The 20,093-nt window shown below is 70.3% G+C and carries 15 protein-coding genes; 10 read left to right on the top strand and 5 right to left on the bottom strand.

All coding sequences use genetic code 11. From position 1 onward, the window contains the following. Nucleotides 1-74: 74 nt before the first annotated feature. Both AB0I49_RS07705 and AB0I49_RS07700 read right to left on the bottom strand, forming a co-directional pair. The gene (locus tag AB0I49_RS07705) at nucleotides 75-1,070 is read right to left on the bottom strand and encodes an MDR family oxidoreductase (RefSeq protein ID WP_363225907.1); all 996 of its coding nucleotides are present in this window, start codon (nucleotides 1,068-1,070) and stop codon (nucleotides 75-77) included. 187 nt (nucleotides 1,071-1,257) lie between these two features. Beyond that, nucleotides 1,258-2,109, bottom strand: coding sequence for a LysR family transcriptional regulator (locus AB0I49_RS07700; protein WP_363226068.1), 852 nt, complete (start codon nucleotides 2,107-2,109; stop codon nucleotides 1,258-1,260). 152 nt (nucleotides 2,110-2,261) lie between these two features. On the opposite strand from AB0I49_RS07700, the gene AB0I49_RS07695 reads away from it, so the two are divergent. The 3 genes from AB0I49_RS07695 (at nucleotide 2,262) to AB0I49_RS07685 (ending at nucleotide 5,104) form a co-directional block, all read left to right on the top strand. After that, the gene (locus AB0I49_RS07695; RefSeq protein WP_363225906.1) at nucleotides 2,262-3,452 is read left to right on the top strand and encodes a YbfB/YjiJ family MFS transporter; all 1,191 of its coding nucleotides are present in this window, start codon (nucleotides 2,262-2,264) and stop codon (nucleotides 3,450-3,452) included. A 235-nt stretch (nucleotides 3,453-3,687) separates the two neighbouring features. Next, nucleotides 3,688-4,719 (top strand): nitronate monooxygenase, encoded by a 1,032-nt coding sequence (locus AB0I49_RS07690; RefSeq protein ID WP_363225905.1) that lies wholly within the window; start codon nucleotides 3,688-3,690, stop codon nucleotides 4,717-4,719. Between the two features lie 100 nt (nucleotides 4,720-4,819). Next, nucleotides 4,820-5,104, top strand: coding sequence for an acylphosphatase (locus AB0I49_RS07685; RefSeq protein ID WP_363226067.1), 285 nt, complete (start codon nucleotides 4,820-4,822; stop codon nucleotides 5,102-5,104). Between the two features lie 15 nt (nucleotides 5,105-5,119). On the opposite strand, the gene AB0I49_RS07680 is transcribed toward AB0I49_RS07685, so the two are convergent. Further along, entirely contained in the window at nucleotides 5,120-5,992 is an 873-nt protein-coding gene (locus AB0I49_RS07680; protein ID WP_363225904.1) for an oxaloacetate decarboxylase, read from the bottom strand. A 136-nt stretch (nucleotides 5,993-6,128) separates the two neighbouring features. Then, nucleotides 6,129-6,839 carry a GntR family transcriptional regulator gene (locus AB0I49_RS07675; RefSeq protein WP_363225903.1) on the bottom strand — a complete coding sequence of 237 codons (711 nt, stop codon included), beginning with the start codon at nucleotides 6,837-6,839 and terminating at the stop codon, nucleotides 6,129-6,131. A 116-nt stretch (nucleotides 6,840-6,955) separates the two neighbouring features. On the opposite strand from AB0I49_RS07675, the gene AB0I49_RS07670 reads away from it, so the two are divergent. From AB0I49_RS07670 to AB0I49_RS07660, 3 genes are all read left to right on the top strand, one after another. Then, on the top strand, nucleotides 6,956-8,305 hold the full coding sequence (locus AB0I49_RS07670) for an MFS transporter (RefSeq protein WP_363225902.1): 1,350 nt from the start codon (nucleotides 6,956-6,958) through the stop codon (nucleotides 8,303-8,305). Continuing rightward, complete coding sequence (locus AB0I49_RS07665; protein ID WP_363225901.1) at nucleotides 8,302-9,189, top strand: amidohydrolase family protein; 888 nt, start codon at nucleotides 8,302-8,304, stop codon at nucleotides 9,187-9,189. Before AB0I49_RS07670 ends, AB0I49_RS07665 begins: the two co-directional genes overlap by 4 nt. Before the next feature lie 187 nt (nucleotides 9,190-9,376). Next, the gene (locus tag AB0I49_RS07660; RefSeq protein WP_363226066.1) at nucleotides 9,377-10,021 is read left to right on the top strand and encodes a DNA alkylation repair protein; all 645 of its coding nucleotides are present in this window, start codon (nucleotides 9,377-9,379) and stop codon (nucleotides 10,019-10,021) included. A gap of 32 nt (nucleotides 10,022-10,053) precedes the next feature. On the opposite strand, the gene AB0I49_RS07655 is transcribed toward AB0I49_RS07660, so the two are convergent. Further along, nucleotides 10,054-11,550, bottom strand: a complete 1,497-nt coding sequence (locus AB0I49_RS07655; RefSeq protein ID WP_363225900.1) for an IMP dehydrogenase — start codon at nucleotides 11,548-11,550, stop codon at nucleotides 10,054-10,056. 633 nt (nucleotides 11,551-12,183) lie between these two features. Here AB0I49_RS07655 and AB0I49_RS07650 point away from each other — a divergent pair. The 4 genes from AB0I49_RS07650 (at nucleotide 12,184) to AB0I49_RS07635 (ending at nucleotide 20,067) form a co-directional block, all read left to right on the top strand. Continuing rightward, nucleotides 12,184-12,726: a SigE family RNA polymerase sigma factor gene (locus tag AB0I49_RS07650; RefSeq protein WP_363226065.1), complete on the top strand. Its 543-nt coding sequence runs from the start codon at nucleotides 12,184-12,186 to the stop codon at nucleotides 12,724-12,726. A 211-nt stretch (nucleotides 12,727-12,937) separates the two neighbouring features. Beyond that, nucleotides 12,938-13,726 carry an indole-3-glycerol phosphate synthase TrpC gene (gene trpC / locus AB0I49_RS07645; protein ID WP_363226063.1) on the top strand — a complete coding sequence of 263 codons (789 nt, stop codon included), beginning with the start codon at nucleotides 12,938-12,940 and terminating at the stop codon, nucleotides 13,724-13,726. A 1,038-nt stretch (nucleotides 13,727-14,764) separates the two neighbouring features. Continuing rightward, complete coding sequence (locus tag AB0I49_RS07640) at nucleotides 14,765-19,207, top strand: ATP-binding protein (protein ID WP_363225899.1); 4,443 nt, start codon at nucleotides 14,765-14,767, stop codon at nucleotides 19,205-19,207. Between the two features lie 128 nt (nucleotides 19,208-19,335). Further along, entirely contained in the window at nucleotides 19,336-20,067 is a 732-nt protein-coding gene (locus AB0I49_RS07635; RefSeq protein ID WP_363225898.1) for a Crp/Fnr family transcriptional regulator, read from the top strand. Nucleotides 20,068-20,093: the final 26 nt, after the last annotated feature.

Here is a 20,093-nt window from a genome sequence, read left to right as displayed (position 1 = left end):
GTCCGTCACGCGCGGTGCGCCGTGGCCGGGGCGGCGGGGGGCTGGTGCCGGGGCGCCGTGCTCGTGCGGCGCGGTCAGTGCGCGCGGACGTCGACGACGACGCGGCCCGTTCCGCGGCCGGCGAGGATGTCGGCGGCAACCTCCTGAACGTCCGTCAGGGGGATCGTCCGGGTGACGCTGTCGAGCAGGGCCGGGTCGAGGTGGGCGGCGAGGAGCCGCCAGGCGGCTTCGCGGCGCTCGTAGGGGGTGCGGACGGAGTCGATGCCGAGCAGGGACACGCCGCGGAGGATGAACGGCAGGACGTTGCCGGGGAATTCGGCGCTCGCGGCGAGACCGCAGGTGGTGGCGGTTCCGGAGTGCCGCAGTCCGGCGAGCGCGCCCGCCAGGACGGGGCCGCCGACCGCGTCGACCACGCCCGCCCAGCGCTGCTTGGCCAGCGGCCTGCCCTTCGGGTCGAGTTCCGCCCGGTCCACGATATGGGCGGCGCCGAGCGCGGTGAGCTGATCGCGCAGCGGCTCCGGGCGGCCGGTCGCGGCGATCACCTCGTAGCCGGCGTGGGCCAGCAGCGCGACGGCGATCGACCCGACGCCGCCGCCCGCCCCGGTGACCAGGACCGGCCCGTGCCCGGGGGCCAGCCCGGCGCGTTCGAGCGCGAGCAGGCTGAGCGCGGCGGTGAACCCGGCGGTGCCGACCGCCGCGGCCTGCGCCGGGGTGAAGGGGGCGGGTACGGGCACGAGGTCGTCGCCGTCGACGGCCGCCAGCGTGGCGAGCCCGCCGTGCCGGTCCTCGCCGAGGCCGGCGCCGTTCAGCGTCACGAGGTCGCCCGCGCGCCAGCGGGGGTGCCGGGACGTCAGGACTTCGCCGGTGACGTCGATGCCGGGCACCAGGGGGTGGCGGCGGACCACGCCGGGGCGGCCCTGGAGTGCGAGGGCGTCCTTGTAGTTGACGCTCGAATAGTGCACGCGCAGGGTCGTGTCGCGGTCCTCCAGCGTGCCCTCGTCGAGCTCTTCGAGCGCGGCGCGGTGCCCGTCCGGGAGTTCGCGGGTGATCCAGCCGGTGAATGCCCTCATGGGGACGGCCCTTCTGTCGCGGGTGCGGCGGGCGGGGGCGGGGCGGACTCATCCGTCCTCATGGGTCGGCGCCCCGCCGACCGCCGATGGCACCCCCGACGCTAGGGACCGGCCGGGCCGGGGTGAAATGCCTGCCGCGACGCATCCATGCGCGCCGGACATCGCGGCTGGTGACCCGCCGGGCGCGTCACTCCGCGGCGCTGCGCAGCGCCGCGTCCAGGAAACGGCGGATCAGCGTCCGCTGCGTGTCGGGCAGATGGACGAGGCGCACCGGGCTCGGCGGCGCGTCGGTGAGCGGGATGAACCGCAGGGCCGGATGCGGAGCGCGGCGCTCCGCGACCTCCGGGACGATGCCGATGCCCCGGTTGGCGGCCACCGTCTCCAGCCACTCGTCGTAGTTCGCCGTCTCGATGACCCGCGCCGGACGCCGGCCGTCGGGCCACGACCAGGGGCCGGTGGTCCCGCTGACGGTGTTGACGACCAGGGCCCAGTACGGGACGTCCGCCCACGCCAGATGCGTGAAGCGGGCCAGGTCGCTGTGGTGCGAGCAGACGGCGACGCGCGGCTCGTCGTACAGCCGCACCGCCCGCATCCCCGCGGGCACCTCGCTGTCGCCCCGGACGAGGGCGATGTCCACGGTCCGCCGGCGCACCGCCTGCACCGGGTCGTCGGTGCGGGTCAGGCTGACCGACGCCCCGGTGTCCTCCTCGAAGCGGCTGAACGTCCGCTGCGCCCACGGGTCGGGCAGCAGCCAGCTGAAGCCCAGCCGGAGGGCGCCGCTGTGCTGGACGGCGGCCAGGGCGTCGTCCAGGGCGGCGAGGACCCGCTCGGCATGCTCCAGGAACCGCGCGCCCGTCTCGGTCAGCTCCACATGCCGGGACGACCGGTCCAGGAGCAGGACGTTCAGCCGGTTCTCCAACTGCGCGATGGTGCGGCTGAGCGCCGGCTGGGTGATCAGGAGCTCTTCGGCGGCCCGCGAGAAGGACCGGTGGCGGGCGACGGAGCCGAAGGCCCGCAGGTGGCGCAGTTCGATGTCCATGCTCGTCACGGCCTTCACCGGCGTCCATGCGCGTCATGCATAGCAGCAGCCTAACGGGCATTTCTCAGGCGCGTACGGGCTGCCTAGCGTCGAAGACGGACCCGAACGCCAGCAGGAGAACACCGCTGGGAAAGAGGAAGGTGACCGCAGCCGTGCACGCGTCAACCCCGCCCCCGCCACGTACGACATCGCCCTGGGCCATCGTCGCCCAGGGAGCGGCGGCGCTCGCCGCGGGCATGGGCGTCGGCAGGTTCGTCTACACGCCCATCCTGCCGCTGATGCGCGATCAGGCCGGGCTCTCCGCCGGGCTCGGGGCGAACCTGGCCACGGCCAACTTCATCGGCTACCTCCTCGGCGCCCTCGTCGGCATCGCCGCCCCCGCCGTCGTACGGTCGGCGGCGGCCCTGCGCGGATCGCTCGTCGTGCTCGTCGGCACGCTGGCGCTGATGCCGGCCACACACGACGGCGCGGCGTGGTTCGTCCTGCGGCTCGTGGCCGGCGCGGCCAGCGCGCTGACCTTCGTGATCGCCGTCAGCGCCATGCTCACCGGCCTACGGGCGCACGCCCACCACCTCGTCGGCTGGGCCTTCGGCGGGGTCGGCGCCGGCATCGCCCTGTCCGGCCTGCTGGTCGTCGCCGTCGAGGCGGCCGCCACCTGGCAGGCGGCCTGGCTCACCTGCGCCGCCCTCGCCGCGGTGCTCGCCGCGCTCGCCTGGCCGCTGGCCCCGCACCGGCACGCGGCCGAACACTCCGGTACGGCCCAGCCGGCCGACCGGCCCCGCACCCACCGCTGGTTCGTCGCCCTGCTCGCCAGCTACACCTTCGAGGGCATCGGCTACATCATCGCCGGCACCTTCCTCGTCGCCGCCATCCAGGAGGGCGTGCCGGGGCGGCTCGGCGGCGGCGCGTGGATCGTCGTCGGCCTCGCCGCCCTGCCCTCCTGCGCCGTGTGGACCCGGCTGGCCCGCCGCTGGTCCCGGCCCGCCCTCCTGCTCGCCGCGCTGATCATCCAGGCCGTCGGCATCGCGCTGCCGGCCGTCGTCGGCGGCCCCGTGCCCGCGCTCGTCTCCGCGGTGCTGTTCGGCGCCACCTTCATGGGCGTCAGCACCATCGCCCTGTCGATCGGCACGCACCTGCGGGTGCCGCGCGCCGTGGCCCTGCTGACGGCCGGCTACAGCGCGGGCCAGATCCTCGGCCCGCTGCTCGCCGCGCCGCTGCTGAGCCACGGCTACCACCGGGCCCTGCTGCTGGGCAGCGTCATGGTCGCCCTGGCCGGGGCCGCCGCGGCCGCCGTCTGCGTCCGCTTCCCGCACCACCTCGCCCCAGCGGCTCCGGCCGCCTGAATCGCCCCAGCGGCTCCGGCCGCTTGACTCACCTCAGCGGCTCCGGTCGCTTGACTCGCCCCAGCGGCCCCGGCGCCTGAATCACCACCATGGCCCGGCCGCTTGAATCGCCTCCGCGGCTCCGGCCGCCTGACTCACCCCCGCGGCTCCGGCCGCTGGACTCGCCCCAGCGGCCTCGGCCGCCCGGCCAACCCCCGCGGCCCCGGCCGCCCGACCCGCACTTCGAGGAGCGCTCATGAGCACACTGCTGACCGGTCTCGGCATCGACCGCCCGATCCTCGCCGCGCCGATGGCCGGCGGGCCGAGCACCCCCGCCCTGGTCGCCGAGACCGCCCGCGCGGGCGGACTCGGCTTCCTCGCCGGAGGCTACAAAAGCGCGCAGGCGCTGGCCGGGCAGATCCACGCCGTGGAGGCCGAGGGCGTCCCGTTCGGCGTCAACCTCTTCGTACGCAACGCCGTGCCCATCTCTCCCGAGGAGTACGGGCGTTACGCGCGCGTACTGCGGGAAGAGGCCGACCGCTACGGGCTGGAGCTGCCCGCTGCCGAACCGCGGGACGACGACGACCACTGGTCCGAGAAGATCGAACTGCTGCGGGCCCACCCCGTCCCCTGGGTGTCCTTCACCTTCGGCATCCCCGGCGCCGACGTCATCGCGAGCCTGCGCCGGGCCGGGACCACCGTGCTCCAGTGCGTCACCACGGCCGACGAGGCGCTTGAGGCCGCCGACGCCGGGGCCGACGCGCTGATCGTGCAGGCCCCGGCCGCGGGCGGCCACTCGGCGACGCTGTCCCCCGACCGGCCGCTCGCCCCCGTCGCCCTGCCCGACCTGGTCACCGCCGTACGCGCCGCCACCGCCCTGCCGGTCGTCGCCACCGGCGGCATCGCGACGCCCGAGGACGCGGCGGACGCGCTGCGGTCCGGCGCGGACGCCGCCATGGTCGGTACCGCGCTGCTGCGTACCGACGAGAGCGGGGCCTCCGCGCCCCACAAGGCGGCGCTGGCGGATCCCGCGTTCGACTCCACCGTCCTCACCCGCGCCTTCACGGGCCGGCCGGCCCGCGCCCTGCGCAACCACTTCACCGACCGGTACTCCGACCGGGCCCCGGCCGGCTACCCCGCCCTGCACCACCTCACCAGCGGGCTCCGCAAGGCCGCCACCGCGGCCGGCGACACGCGCCTGATCCACTTGTGGGCCGGAACGGGCTACCGACAGGCCAGGATCGAACCCGTATCCCGCACCATCGAGCGGCTCTCCGGCCGACTCTGACCAGTCGGCTGAGACCAGTCGGCTGAGACCAGTCGGCTGTGAGCAGCCGGCTACGACACGGCCGACTCCGCCACCGTTCTCCTTCGAAGGGCTCCCCGTGCTGATCCGACGACACGTCCACGTCCGCGGCCTCGTACAAGGCGTGTACTACCGCGACACCTGCCGCCGCCTGGCCGACGAGACAGGCGTGAGCGGATGGGTGCGCAACCTCCACAACGGCGACGTCGAAGCCGTCTTCGAAGGCGCGCCGGGCGACGTCCAGCGCCTGGTGGGCTGGGCGTCCGTGGGGCCGGGCGCCGCCGAGGTGGCGGAGTGCAGGGCGGTCGCCGAGGACCCCGAAGGGGACCAGGACTTCCGCGTCCTCGACGACGCCCCGGCCGCGTAGCGCGCCCGGCCGGCCTCAGGACGTGTAGCGCCGCTCCAGCTCCTCGTACTCGTCGCGGCGGACCAGCCGCTGGCGTTCCGCCCAAGGGGCGAGCCGGTCCATGACCGGCGCGAGGGAACCCGCGTCGCGCAGGCCCGCCAGCACGGTCTGGGTGCCGAGAATGGCCCCCTGCATCGCGGCGTTGGCGTACAGGAGGACGGAGTAGCCCATGGCCGCCAGCTCCTCGCGGGGCAGCAGCGGCGTCTTGCCGCCCTCGACCATATTGGCCAGCTTGGGCACGTCCGGGACGGCCCGGCCCGCGGCGAGCAGTTCGTCGCGCGAGCGCAGGCCCTCGACGAACAGCACGTCCGCGCCCGCCTCGGCGTACAGCGCGGCACGGTCGAGGGCCTCGTCGAGCCCGTGCCCGGCGCGCGCGTCGGTGCGGGCGATGACGAGCGTGTCGGCGCTGCGCCGGGAGTCGACGGCGGCGCGGACCTTCTGGACCATCTCCCGGGCCGGGACGACCTCCTGGCCGTCGAAGTGGCCGCAGCGTTTGGGGGCCGCCTGGTCCTCCAGCTGGACGGCCGAGGCCCCGGCCTTCTCCAGTACGCGCACCGTGCGCGAGACGGCGACCGCGTTGCCGAACCCGGTGTCGGCGTCCACGGCGACCGGGATGTCCACCGCGTCGCTGACGGCCGCCACGTGCGCCGCCATCTCGGGCAGCGACACCAGGGCGAGGTCCGGCAGGCCGAGATAGGTGTTGGTGACCCCGGCCCCGGTGACGTAGACGGCGCCGAAGCCGAGGTCCTCGGCGATACGGGCGGTCAGCGCGTTGGCCACGCCGGGGAGGAGCAGTCCGCCCTCGGCGGCGATCAGCTCCCTCAGGGAGGGGCGGACGGGGGCGTTCATCGGCCGGTCACCGCCGGTCCGGCGGCCGTGCGGCGAGGGGCGCCGTTCATGAGTGCACCTTTCTGGCTGTCTGCGGGATGTGCTGCGGCGTGCGGCCGGGCGGCGGGACGCCGTCGGCCGCCGGACGGGCCGGCTCTCATGTGGTGCGCGGGGGCGCGCCGAGTTCGGCGCCGCCGCCGAGGAGCCCGCCGCCCACGTCCTCGGCCATGACCGCCAGGATGTGGCGCAGGCTGTTGTTGATGTGGACCGCGGTGGCCTCGGCGGCCTGGGACTCGTTGCCCTCCTCGATCGCGGCGCAGATCGACAGGTGTTCGGTGACGGTCTGCAGCATGCGGGCCGGCCGGCGGCGCGCGATCTGCCGCAGCCGCTGCAGGTGCCCGCGCAGCCCGGCGAGGCTGGTGACGAGATACGGGTTGTCGGCCACCTCGTCGACGGCCTTGTCGAGCCTGCCGATCAGCTCGTAGTAGTGGGCGTAGTCGCCGTCGGCGGGGCCGCCGGCCTCCAGCTCGGCGCGCTGCGTCTCGAAGTCGGCGCGCAGCGCGGCGAACCGGGCGCGGTCGGGCCGCCGGGCGCACAGCCGGGCCGCGTACGGCTCCAGCGCCTCGCGCATCTGGAAGAGGTGCACCACGTCCCGCAGCGCGATCTCGCTGACCTGCGCGCCCCGGCCGGGGGTTATCCGGATCAGGCCCTCGTGGGCGAGCCGCTGGATGGCCTGGCGCAGCGGCGTCCGGGACACGGCGAGGCGTTCGGCGAGCTGGACCTCGCTGAGGTGCGCACCCGGCGGGATCTGCCAGTGCACGATCTCCGATCGCAGCAGTTCGTAGGCCCGTTCGCTCTGTGACACCACGAAGTCCCCTCTGAAGCCCGGAAGCGGTGGCCGGATCTGTTGACATTGACTCGACGCTGACTGTACACCCTTGGGACGCAGGCAAAAAACAGCCTGTATACAGAGGAGGTGCACCGGTGATCGACGCGGCACCATCGACGTTGCCGAGGTCGGACCAGCGCGGCCGGACCGGGATGGCCCGGGCCGCCGGCGCGGCTACCATCGGCAACGCGCTGGAGTGGTTCGACTACGCGACCTACTCCGCCTTCGCCGCCGTCTTCAGCCGGCAGATATTCGGCGGAGAGGGCCACTCGGCACTGCTCAACTCCTTCGTGGTCTTCGGCGTCGGCTTCTTCGCACGCCCGGTGGGCGGAGCGCTCATCGGCGCCTACGCCGACCGGCGCGGCCGGCGGGCGGCGCTCACCCTCAGCATCGTGCTGATGGCGGCCGGCTCGCTGCTGATCGGCGTCGTACCGACGTACGCGGCGGCGGGCCTCTGGGCGCCGGTGCTGCTGACCTTCGCCCGGCTGACGCAGGGCCTGTCCGTCGGAGGCGACTACGGAGCCTCACCGATCTTCCTCAGCGAGATCGCCGCCCCTGGCCGCCGCGGCCTCTTCAGCAGCCTGCACTACATCAGCCTGACCTGCGGACTGCTGGCGGCCTCCACACTGGGCTGGCTCCTCAGCGCCACCCTGAGCACGGCGGCGCTGGACTCCTGGGGCTGGCGCGTGCCCTTCCTCATCGGGGCCGCCGCCGCGCTGTGGGGCCTGTACCTGCGGCGCTCGGTACAGGAGACGGAGGTCTTCCGCGCCGAGCAGCGGCGCGCGGCCGAGCGGCGGCGCACCGCCGACACCACCGCCGACGCCACCGCCATCACCACCGGCGGCAGTGGTACGGGCGAGATCACCCGGACGCTGTGGACCGTCCTGCGGGTCATCGGCATGACGGCGCTCGGCTCGATCACCTTCTGGACGCTGACCTCCTACCTGCCGAGCCACGCCCAGGAAACCGACCTCCACGCCGACTCCGTCTTCGCCGCCAGCTCCTGCGCCCTGCTCGTCTTCCTCGTGATGCAGCCGCTCGCCGGCTGGCTGTCCGACCGCGTCGGCCGCAAACCGCTTCTCATCGGCTACAGCCTCGGCTTCGCCGTGCTCGCCTATCCGCTGATGTCCGGCATCCACATCGGCTCGGCCCGCACGCTGTTCTGGGTCATGCTGCTCGGACTCACCGTCTTCGCCGGCTACAGCGCCATCTCCGCCGCGTTCCTCGCCGAACAGTTCCCCACCAAGGTCCGCTCCACCGGGGTCGGCATCGCGCACAATGTGTCCTCCGCGCTGTTCGGCGGCACCGCGCCCTATCTGCTGGCCCGCCTCGACGACGCCGGGCACACCGGGTGGTTCGCCGGGTACGTCGCCGTCGCGGCCCTCGTGGCCTGCGCGCTGTTCGCCCGCATCCCCGAAACGAGCGGAAAGCCTCTCCAGTCATGAACCCGACGCCGCGGCACGAGCCGACCGCGTACGAGCCGACCGCGTACGAGCGGGACACGTCCGGGCACGTCACGTACGGGCAGGTCACGGGGGTGGACACGCACGCCCACGTGCTCCGTACCGACTTGCCGCTCACCCCCGACCGTCACTCGGCCCCCGCCCGTGACGCCACCGTCGAGGAGTATCTGTCCCTGCTGGACTCCGCCGGCCTCTCGCACGGCGTACTGACCGCCCCGAGCTTCTACGGCACGGACAACACCCTGCTGCTCCAGGCCCTGGCCGCGGCCCCGGACCGGCTGCGCGGCACGGTCTCGCTGCCTGCCGAGGCCGACCCCGCCGAACTGCACCGCCTCCGGGAGCGCGGGGTGGTCGGCGTGCGCTTCAACTGGTCCAGATGGTCCAGAGGCGACCGGCTGCCCGACCCGAACGCCCCGGAATACCAGCGGCTGTTCGCCGCCGCACGGGACGCCGACCTGCACGTGGAAGTGCTGATCGAGGACGCGTACCTGCCCGGGTTCGCGGCGGCGGTGGCACGCACCGGCGCCGAGCTGGTGATCGACCATTTCGGACTCGCCGAGGACGCCGGCCCCGGTACGGACGCGATGGTCCGTTTCCTGGAGGAGCAACGGGCCTGGGTCAAACTGTCCGCGCCCTACCGGCCGCCGGCCCGCGACCTGCGCGCACTCACGGAGCGCCTTCTGCGGACCGCCCCCGACCGGCTTCTGTGGGGCAGCGACTGGCCCTGGGTCCAGCACGAACACGACGTCACCGGCTACGGGGCCTGCCTGACCGCCCTCACCGCCCTCACCGCCCTCGTCCCCGACCCCGCTCACCGCGAAGCCGTCCTCACGGCCAACCCCGGCCGCCTGCTGGGACTGCGCTGACCTGCTGTGCCGACCCTTGGAACCCCGTGAGCGGGCAGGCCGCCGCGTGCATGGCACTTCTCGTAGGCTGAATTCCACGCGCGAGGGAGAGGAGGCCGAGATGGCCGGGACGAGCACGGCGGGGACGGAGGAGGCCGATCCGACGGTCGCTGATCCGACGGCCGCTGATTCGACCGTCGCCGACGTGATGGCCGAGCTGGCCGGGCTGGAGGACCCCAGGACACGCAAGGTCAACGAGAAGCACGGCGACGACCACGGCGTGAACCTCGGCAAACTGCGCGCGCTCGCGAAGCGGCTCAAGACGCGGCACGACCTCGCGTGCGCCCTCTGGGAGACGGGCGACACCGCGGCGAGGCTGCTGGCGACCCTGATCTGCCGCCCGAAGGCGTTCGGGCGCGACGAACTGGACGCCATGGTGCGCGAGGCGCGCACCCCCAAGGCGCACGACTGGTTCGTGAACTACGTGGTCAAGAAGAACCCGCACGCCGAGGAGGCGCGCCTGTCCTGGACCGCCGACCCGGACCCGGCGGTAGCCGCCGCCGGCTGGGCGCTGACCGCCGAACGCGTGGTGAAGCGCCCCGACGACCTCGACCTCCCCGGCCTGCTCGACGTCATCGAGGCGGAGATGAAGGACGCCCCGGACCGCCTCCAGTGGCAGATGAACTGCTGCCTGGCCCAGATCGGCATCGAGAACCCCGAGCACCGCGCCCGCGCCATCGGCATCGGCGAGCGCTTGCAGGTGCTCAAGGACTACCCGACCTCCCCGGGCTGCACGTCCCCGTTCGCCCCTGTCTGGATCACCGAGCTCGTACGCCGAAGGCAACAGAAGTAAGCAGCCCAGGGGGAGACCCGCTGGTCAGCCGGTCAGGAGAGCACAGCCGGGGTGTCCCGCGGTGTGACGCTGGCGTGGCTCTCCTGGAAGCTCTGCTCCGACACGAGGGTCAGCCGGGCCGTGGACCGGAACTCCGGCAAGGTGGCGGAGCCGCAGGAGACCATCGTGGTCCTGAGCTTGGCGACGGTCTGAGCGAGCCCTTCGCCGAGGTCGCCCGCGTAGGGTACGTAGCCGTCCACGCCCTCCTCGAAGACCAGCCCCTGCCCTCCCTGGCCGTACCGCTGCCAGTTGCGGGCCCGGTTCGAGCCCTCGCCCCAGTACTCCTTCACGAAGCCGTCGCGGGTGGGCAACTTCGCGCCGGCCGCCTGGTCGAAGCGGGCGAAGTAGCGCCCCATCATGACGAAGTCGGCGCCCATCGCCAGGGCGAGGGCCACGTGGTAGTCGTGCACCAGCCCGCCGTCGGAGCAGACCGGCACGTACTCGCCCGTACGTTCGCGAAAGGCGTCCCTGGCGGCCGCGACGTCCAGCACGGCGCTGGCCTGACCGCGGCCGATGCCCTTCTGGTCCCGCGTGATGCAGATGGAGCCGCCGCCCACCCCGACCTTGACGAAGTCCGCCCCCGCCTCGGCGAGGAAGGTGAACGCCTCGCCGTCCACCACGTTGCCGCCGCCGACCGGGATCTCCGGATAGTGCTTCTTCACCCAGGACAGCGCCTGCGCCTGCCAGTCGCTGTACCCGTCCGACGAGTCGAAGCACAACGCGTCCACGCCCGCCTCCAGCAGCGCCGGAACGCGCTCCTGATAGTCGTGCGTATTGACGCCCGCGCCCACCCGCAGACGCTTGGCCGCGTCCACGGTCTGGTGCGGGAAGCGCTTGTTGTCCGCGTAGTCGGAACGGAACACCAGATGCTGTAGATGCCCCGCGGCGTCCAGCACCGGGAGGCAGTCCAGCCGCTCGTCCCACAGCCGCGCGTTGGCGTCGGACAGCGTGATGTCGGCCCCGGCGCGCACCAGGTCGGCGACAGCTGTCATCCGCCCGCTGACCGGCCCGCTCACATCGTGGCGCTGCGGATGGAAGTCCCGCGAGGTCACGAGCCCGAGCAGCCGCCCGGCGGCGGTCCCGTCGTGGGTGACGGCGGCCGTGCTGTGACCGGTGCGGCGCATCACGTCGACCAGGAATCCCAGGCTGTCGTCGGGGCGGACGTTGGTGTCGCTGGTGACGAACCCGGCCTTGAAGTTCTTCACCTGGCGGACCGCCGCGGCCTGGTCCCGGACCGCCTGGTTGTGGTGCACGAAGCCGAGACCGCCGCTGCGCGCGAGGGCGATCGCGAGCTCGGGCGTGCCGACGGCCTGCATGATCGCGGACGTGAACGGCGACTGCAGCTCGATCGCCGACGCCTCGCCCGCCACGTACCGGACCAGGGGCGTACGCAAGTCCACCGTCGCAGCCGAGCAGTTGGTCCGCGTCCGGTTCGGCAAGAGCAGGAATTCGTTGAACGTCCGCGAGACCTCGGCGATGATCTGTGCCACTCGTTCCTCCTGACCCGTCGGCCGGGCCCGACTGGCCCCGCCGTGAGGATCGCCCCCGCGGAACCAGGGCCGGGCGGGGGCAGAGATCAGCACAGCAGCCGTGGAGATACGCAGATGCCACTGACCGCGGCAGAGCCCTGACCGGCCCGTGGAGCGGACGGGGTGCGGTCGTGACGTGGGACCTTATCGATTGATCAAGCCCCCGCACGAATCGCGCCACCGCCGGGCGGGCCCGCACAGCACACCCTTGTACGAACCGAAGCACCGGTCGACCCAACCGACTGGCCTTTCTGCGGCAGTTGACAGATGACGGCGTCGTCCGCGTTGTGGCCGACGCCGATACCGACGTTGACGCCGACCTGGAAGGAGGAGCTCAGTGGAAAGCAGCTCGATCGCCCTGGTCGCCGGGCTCGCGGTGCTCAGCGCCGGCCGGATCATCGTATGGGCCGTCGCGAACGTACTATGCGAGCGCGCTCGCCGCGCCACACTGGTCGCTCTACTGGACGCAGCCCGCCACAATGCAGCGGAGCTGCGTTTCCACCAGAGTTCCAGCTCCAGCGAACTGCGCGTAAGAAATCATGACCGGCAGGACGAAGACCTTGGGTCTACGGGTGTGTCGCGGCGGTGCGGGTGATGATGTCGGCGGATTTCGACGAATTATTCGTGACGCGGTTCGCCGCGGTGGTACGAGCCTTGGCGGTGCTGGGCGCCGACCGGGCCACGGCCGAGGACTTGGCACAGGAAGCCTTCTTGGTCGCCCTGTGCGACTGGGGGAAGGTCGGCCGTCTGGACAGCCCCGAGGCATGGGTGGCGAAAACCGCGGTCAACAAGTGGCGCCAGACCTGCAGAACGGCCGCCCGGCGGCAGGACGTGACCCGAAGGGCGGGACCGTTCGCCGCGGGGCCGTTCAATGGCGCGTACGAACGGAAGCCGGCCGAAGAGGTGGAGAGGCGGTCCGACGTGATGAACGGACTGCTCGGCCTGCCCGAGCGGCAGCGGGAGGTACTGGTGCTGCACTACTTCCTCGACCAGACAGTCGCGGAGGTGGCGCAGCTGCTGGGAATCGCTCCGGGCACAGTCAAGTCCACGCTGCATGACGCTCGCAGTGCGTTGGGGAAATTCCTGGAAGCGAGTTACGCGGACGATTTCCGGAAAGGGGGCAGTATCGATGACTGAGGAATTCGACGACGTCAAGCGGCTGTTGCGCGAAGCGACTTCGGACATCGATTACTCGTCCCGGGAATTGGCGGACCGCTTGGCGGTCCTCAAGCGGAGTGCTGCGGTTCGTACCGCTTTCCGGGCTCGGGACGCATCCGTTCTCCCGAAGCCGGACTTCCCTCCGCCGGGGGGCGTCCTGCCCTACCGGGCCCAGGGCGCTCTCGCCGCCATCATCGAGGGCGTACGCGCGGACGTCGCCGAACGGCAGGCGCGGGTCAGCATCGAGGAGTACAAGGAACACGCGGCAAGGGCTCCCGAGCCCATGGACGGGGCTTCCGCCCTGCGCGGAACCGGCGTCAAGGTGATCTGCGAGATCAAGCGCTCCAGCGCCGAAAAGTGCGCGCTCGCCGCGATCAGCGACCCCGCCGGGCTCGCCGCCGACTACGAGGCGGGCGGCGCGGCCGTCATCAGCGTGCTGACGGAGCAGCGCCGCTGCGGCGGCACGCTCGCCGACCTGGAGGCCGTACGGGCGCGCGTCGGCATTCCGGTGTTGCGCAGGGACTTCATCGTCACCTCGTATCAGCTGTGGGAGGCGAGGGCGTACGGTGCCGACCTTGTGCTGCTGATCGCCGCGGCGCTGGACCAGCCTGCCCTCGTCTCGCTCGTGGAGCGCGCCGAGTCCATCGGGCTCACACCGCTCGTCGAGGTGCGCGACGAGGAGGAGGCCGGGCGCGCGGTGGACGCCGGGGCGAGGGTCGTCGGGGTCAACTCCCGCAACCTGAAGACCCTCGAAGTCGACCGCTCGGCCTTCCGCCGACTCGCGCACGCGCTCCCCGCCCACATCGTCAAGGTCGCGGAATCCGGCGTGCGCGGGCCGCGCGACCTGATCGCGTACGCCGACGCCGGCGCCGACGCCGTACTGGCCGGCGACTCCCCCCTCTTGAGCCGCGCCCCACGCTTCGCCACCTCCGTCCTCGTCGCCGCCGGCGCCCAACACGCGGCCCGGCACAGCAACTGATGAGGCGGACACCCCCCCAACGAGCGTGGCCCGGAGACCGTGTCCGGGCCACGCTCGTTACCAGCGGTGGCTGTTTTCGGCCGGCAACCGGTGCACGCTTCGACGTCAGATGGGCAGCGAGTAAACCGTGCAGGATGCGCAGCCCTTGTGCTGGGAACGCATGACTCCCAGGAGCCGGACCTCCACATCGCGCGAGGCATGCCGCCACGACGACCACCCACCGGCCCACTGGACCCGAACCCAGGCGTCGCCTTCGCAGTGGCCACCTCCCACCTTGACGGTGCGCGCGTAGTTGTTGGCCTGCCACGCCTTGTACGTGGTGCCGCACTTGCGCTTGCACGTCCTGCTGTCCATCTGAATGCTTCGGTCCGCGGGCGCACAGCGTCCGGAGGCCGTGTTCGGTCTCGCTGCCCACAAGCTTTTCCCTGCCGGACTCCCCACACGGCCTGATGGGGCCCCGCCTTGATCGGCCAAAACCGGGACAAGCCCCGTAACGCCGTACCGGGTTACGGGCTTCAGCCATGGCCCGCCACGGGACGCCCGTAACCACCGGCGCCGCAACACGGAGAACGCCCGCCGGGTTTGTCGCCGCACGCGGTGACCTCCGCCTGTTTCGAGTGAAACGTCGAGGATCCACCCTCCGGGCTTGCTGAGCTGAGGGCGACTCGCGCCGCGAGGAAGGTTGGGCGAATGCTAGGAGCGGTACGTGGGATCAATATCAGGAATCATTTCATCGATGCTGTACCAGTTTTACTGCCTTAAATCGGTGGCAGTAATATCTCTATCGAATTCCGTGGCCCTGAAGGTTGCGTGTGAGTATGGATATTTCCTCGATGAGTCGTGCGATGTCGATAGCTTCTTATGAAGCGCTTTGCGCGAGAAGTAAGAGAAGTCAGTTATCCATGGAATTCCGCTCATCGAGGATCATGAAATTACTTCGGTATTCGAGTCCAATAACCCTTGGCGCGCCCGTTTTTTGCGGTAGCGTCCGGGACACGCGCGGCTGAGGTGGTCGCCTTGGAGACGGTAAGGAGCACAGTGACACCGCGGCCGGGAGGCGAGACAGACAAGTTCGGCAACCGCTACGAGGGAGCGTGGGCGATCAGGCATGCCCTGTACGTGTTACTAGGCAAGGGGAAGTCGATCACCGTGGAGCCGGGCGCTTCCTCGGGGGATGGCGTCGAGTTCGTCTACCGCCGTGCTGGCGGAACCGAGGTGCACCAGGTCAAGCGGCAGAACCGGAACGCGAACAGTTGGAACGTCGCCTCCCTTCGCGAGAAGGAGGTCTGGAGGAACTTACGCTCCCACGTCGACGCGGGCCGTGCCTTTCATTTTGTTTCCCTGGTCCCTGCCCGTGCGCTCGACGAACTCGCCGACCGGGCCCGCCGCTCCGACGACTTTGCCACATTCGAAGCCGAGTGGCTCACCAGCGAGCTGCGAGGTCCATTCGACGCCCTCGCCGCAGCCGATGTATACGGCTCGGCCGCGACGGCTTGGCGCATGCTGCGGGGGCTCTGGGTGGAGTGGCACGATGAGCGGGACATCGCGAACATCAACGCGGTTCTGGCTGAGCAGGTCCTCGCCGGGGCTCCAGGCCACCTCGCGGTTCTTGGAATCGGCGATCTCCTGATGAACACGCTGGGGAGCACGCTCGACGCCCCGGCCATCATCGCTCGGTTGGGACGGTACGGCCTGCGGCGGGTCAGCCGGGTGGACAGTGACCAGGTGATCGACGCGGTGAGCCAGGCGACACGCCGATGGGCGGCGAGTGTCGATCGTGCGCTGCTCCGACCCGCGATTCCCCGGGACGAGGCCGTTCAGTTGGTGGAGCAGGTCATGGGAGGCGCCAAGCGGCTGATACTTCTGACCGGTGCTGCCGGCAGCGGCAAGAGCGCGGTGCTGCACCAGGCATTCACTGCCCTAAACGAGCGAGGTACTCCGGTGCTCGCCTTCCGTCTCGACCGGCTGGGCTCGCTCAAGTCGACCCACGAACTGGGCTGTGACATCGGCCTGTCCCTGTCCCCGGTGAGCGCTCTCGGAGCCATGGCGGACGGGCGGCCTTGTGCACTGATCGTGGATCAGCTCGACGCCATCAGTCTGGCGTCGGGCCGTATCCCGGATACCTTCGACGCGGTGGCCGATTTGATCAGCGAGGCAGCGGCCCACCCGGCCATGCGCGTCGTCCTCGTGTGCCGTGCGTTCGACGCCCAAGCTGATGCCCGCATCCGTCGGCTCACCGCATCGGAGACCTGGACGCGCCTTGCGGTTGAGCCGCTCTCCGACGCCCGGGTCGACGCCGCGGTCGCGAACATGGGCCTGGATGCCTCCCAGGTGGTTCCTACGCAGCGTGCGTTGTTCCGGTCACCGCTGAATTTGACCCTTTTGGACCAGGTCGCCGGCCAAGAGGAGGCGCTCTCCTTCTTTACTACCAGGCAACTCTTCGACGCCTTTTGGGACACCAAACGGAAGGAGTGCGAGCGGCGTAAGCCTTCCGTGCGCTTTCACGAAGCGGTGTCGGCAGTAGTAGGCGCGATGAGTGCGCGGCAGCGGCTCTTCGCACCGTTCAGCGTCCTCGACACGGATGGCCTCGCCGCGAGCGGAGAGGTGCTGGTGTCGGAGCACGTCTGTGTGCGTGAGGGGCGGCAACTGGCCTTCTTTCACGAGAGCTTCTTCGACTACGCCTTCGCCCGCGACTGGCTCCGGCGCGATGAAAGTCTGGTCGTCTTCCTCGCCGGCGGGGAACAGGAGCTCTTCCGCAGGGGACAGGTTCGGCAGGTTCTCGATCACCTGCGGGATGGGGACCCGGAGCGGTTCGTCGAGGAGGTCGAGGCGCTGTTGACCAACTCGGAGATCCGTTACCACATCAAAGACGTGATCTTGGCCGTTCTGCGCGGCTTGGAGGCTCCCACCGCTGGTGAGTGGGGTGCCGTCGCACGCGTGCTGGACACCCGCCCTCCGTTCCAGGACCTGCTTGTGAGCGCGGTCAGCAACGCGGCATGGTTCCGTCGCGCAGATGACGAGGCAGTGTTCGATGAGTGGTTGGCCAGCCCCGATGCGAGGGAATGCGACTGGGCGGTGCGGGTGATGGGCAAGGCCGTCAGGGCTTTTCCTGAGCGAGTGGCCAACCTACTGGAACCGTGCGCCTCGGATCCCCGGGACGGTTCGTGGCTGATCAGGATCGTTCGCTTCGCCCGTCTCGCCGAAAGCCGCGAGCTCTTGGATCTTCTGCTCGACGGCGTACGAATGGGCCTCTTCACCGGTCACGAGGGCATCCTCTGGTTCTCGGCGAGCGAACTGGCAGTTGAACGGCCCGAGTGGGCAGCCGAGTTTGTTGCCGTGTTGGTAGCGGATTGCCCGGACGCCTTCCAGCTCGATGATCACGGCAAGATCGGTGCTCTGCTGACCCGGGATGATTCGGCTCTCGACGCGGTCGAGACCGCCGCGACGGGTGCTCCTGAGGAGTTCTGTGTCCGCTTTCTGCCTGTGCTGCTGAACGTTATGGCGGTGACTGCTTGTCCGCCACAGGCTGGCTGCCCGGTCTATGACGGGCATTTCACGTACCGTTACCCTGATGACCAACCCAGTGACTTGGGTGACGCTTTATTCCAGGGCGCGGCAAAAGCCCTGCGGATCGTGGCAGGACGAGACGCCGCTCGCGTGCGGGAACTCGTGAGTGGGCTTGTGAACATGCCGTACGAATCGGCGCAGTGGCTCCTCTATCAAGCGCTGATCGAGGCGGGGCCCGCCCTCGCTCCTTGGTCCGCCGAGATCCTGCTGGAGGGCAGACACCGCCTTTTGTCCGGCTATGGATTCAACGTCGTTTGGGGTGCTCGAGAGGTCCTCCTCGCCGTTGGTGACGCGCTGCCGGCTGACTCTCTTGCGCAGTTGGAAAGCGTGCTCCTCCATCTGCGGCTTCCCCTGGGCGAGGAGCTTTCCCCCTGGCATGAATTCACGCTGCTGACGGCGCTCCCCGAAGGCCGACTGTCGGAGCGGGCGTCGCGTCGAACCGGGGAACTTCGCAGGTATCACGGCGACGTGCGGAGCCCCGAAGAGCCGCAGGGAATAGCGGCGGGGTTCATCGGGCCGCCCATCCCCTCGGAAGCGGCCCAGCATATGAGTGATGATCAATGGCTGAGCGCTATGAAGAAGCACAGCCAGGACCGCACCGACTGGGAGACCTTCACTGGCGGAGCCCGAGAGCTGTCCCAGGTGCTGCGGAGCATGACGCGAGCGGACCCCGGCCGGTTCGCGCGCCTTGCTTTGCGGATGGACGCCGGGATACATCCTGCCTACGGCGCTTCGCTGCTCCTCGGCCTTGGTGAAGCTGAGCCACCCGGTCACCCGGAGACCGTTTTCGGGGCCGTTCGCCACTTCGCGTGCCACGGCAGAACAGAGCACATCCGCTGGCTGGGACCGGCGGTGCGGAAGTGTCTTGCCTACGTGCCACTCGATCTGGTGGAGACACTACTGTGTTGCGCTCTCGCTGTGGACGCCACCGATGAGGTGACCGGCGAGGGTGGAGGAGACGTAGAGCGCGACGTGCTCGACAGGGGTATCAACACCGTGCGTGGCAGCGTGGCCGAGACGATGGGGGACCTGCTTATCCACGACACGGACGGTTCCCGGGCCGCCCTGGTCCTACCTCGCCTGGGTCGGCTGGCCGCCGACCCTTCCCTCCCCGTCCGGGCATGTGTGGCCCACGTGCTGCACGCGGCGATGCGCCACGACCGCCACGCGGTGGCCGATGCCTTCACGGTGCTCACGGAAGCCCCCGACCAGCTTCTGTCCTCACGGTATGTGAGCCGCCTGTTCGTGGCGCTGTGCTACGGCGACCCGGTGGCGGGCCGACCGGTGATGGAACGGATGCTGCGCTCCCCGGTGGCAGCGGTCCGTCGGGTCGGCGGACAGGTCGCCGCGCTGGCAGCGATGGAATGGGAAATGACGGATCTGCTGGCGAAGGTGCTCACCGGGAATGACAGTGCGCAGCGACAGGGTGCCGCTGTCGTGTGCGCTCGGCGTCTTGTGAACACCGGGGATGCTGCCCTTGCCCATCATGCGCTCGTCCGTTTCTTCCACGACCCGGAGGCGGAGGTGCGGAATGCCGCTGCCAGGCTCGTCGCTGAGCTGAGGGGGCGACGTCTTGGGCGCGTGCGCCGGACGCTGACCGCGCTGATGGACTCGCGTGCCTTCGAGTCTGCCCTGACCCAGTTGCTGATCACCCTTGAGCGCGCCCCCGACCGGGTCGACGAACTGGTCCTCACATGCGTGAGGCGATTCCTTAAGGTGATTGGTCCTGCCTCGGCTGATCTGTCGACCCATGCGGCAGTCGACGCCCGGCGCGTCGGGAAGCTTTTAGTCCGTGCTCATGCCCAAGCCGCCTCAGCCGCGCGTCGGTCCGAGATCCTCGACCTGCTGGACCAACTGCTGCTCCTGGGGTCTTACGGTGTGGCTGAGGCGATCAGTAGCGCAGATCGAGGCTGAGTTCCTAAACGACGGAGACGCCGGGTGCTCCGACTGTGCGCCGCCGTGCGCCCTGTGATGCACTCAGCGCACCAGCGAAACAAGCGGAAACCCGCACTACCGTGTCGACGGAGTGCTCTCCTGTGCACATGATGCACGCCTCGAACATTGGTGATCACGTTCCGTTCCTCAACACGCTGTCGAATGAGGCATGCGCGTCTTTCGCGCTCCTCGGCAGCCGGCGCAGTTATGGCGCAGGGGCTCCATTGATCCATGAGGGCGAACAGGCTCAGGAGCTGATGGTGCTCCATGAAGGGGTGGCAAAGGTTACGGCCCGATTGGACGGTGGCCGGGCAGCGCTCATGGACATCAGGATCGCCGGGGACGTCGTGGGTGAGTTGGCCGCAGTAGATCTAGGACCGAGGTCGGCGACTGTCACTGCGTGCGGTGACGTGGTCGCCACCGTCGTTCCCAGACACGAACTGTTGCCTTTCCTCCTGACCAACCCTGATATGGCACTGGCACTCAACCGAGTGCTCTGCGGCCGACTGCGTCGCTCCGATCGCCGGCGTCTGGAATTTGGCGGATATCCGGTTCTGGTCCGGGTGGCTCGCGTACTGGTGGAACTGGCGGAACAATACGGCCGCCCCGGGAGAAAGGCAGAGTTTAAGATCATCGATGTGAACCTGTCCCAATCCGAGTTCGCGTCGTTGACGGGATGTACCACACACACCGTGCGCAAGGCGCTCGCAGAATTGCGTGACAGCGGCCATATCACAACTGGCGCGAGGAAGACCGAAGTCCTGGACCAGGACGGGCTGCGAAAAGTCGCCCGGCTGAGCGTGTCAAAAGCTTCCACCAGGCGCTACAAAGCGGCATAAATGCCGGTTGCTGGACGGCCACAGAC

Source organism: Streptomyces sp. NPDC050617, from assembly GCF_040654795.1.
Lineage (GTDB): Bacteria > Actinomycetota > Actinomycetes > Streptomycetales > Streptomycetaceae > Streptomyces.
This window is presented reverse-complemented; position numbering and strand designations above follow the sequence as displayed.

Coding starts and splice junctions, on each gene's coding strand:
- AB0I49_RS07690 (WP_363225905.1), top strand. CDS start 3,688: ATGAGCACACTGCTGACCGGTCTCGGCATCGACCGCCCGATCCTCGCC.
- AB0I49_RS07700 (WP_363226068.1), bottom strand. CDS start 2,109: ATGGACATCGAACTGCGCCACCTGCGGGCCTTCGGCTCCGTCGCCCGC.
- AB0I49_RS07660 (WP_363226066.1), top strand. CDS start 9,377: ATGGCCGAGCTGGCCGGGCTGGAGGACCCCAGGACACGCAAGGTCAAC.
- AB0I49_RS07650 (WP_363226065.1), top strand. CDS start 12,184: ATGATGTCGGCGGATTTCGACGAATTATTCGTGACGCGGTTCGCCGCG.
- AB0I49_RS07705 (WP_363225907.1), bottom strand. CDS start 1,070: ATGAGGGCATTCACCGGCTGGATCACCCGCGAACTCCCGGACGGGCAC.
- AB0I49_RS07665 (WP_363225901.1), top strand. CDS start 8,302: ATGAACCCGACGCCGCGGCACGAGCCGACCGCGTACGAGCCGACCGCG.
- AB0I49_RS07635 (WP_363225898.1), top strand. CDS start 19,336: ATGATGCACGCCTCGAACATTGGTGATCACGTTCCGTTCCTCAACACG.
- AB0I49_RS07680 (WP_363225904.1), bottom strand. CDS start 5,992: ATGAACGCCCCCGTCCGCCCCTCCCTGAGGGAGCTGATCGCCGCCGAG.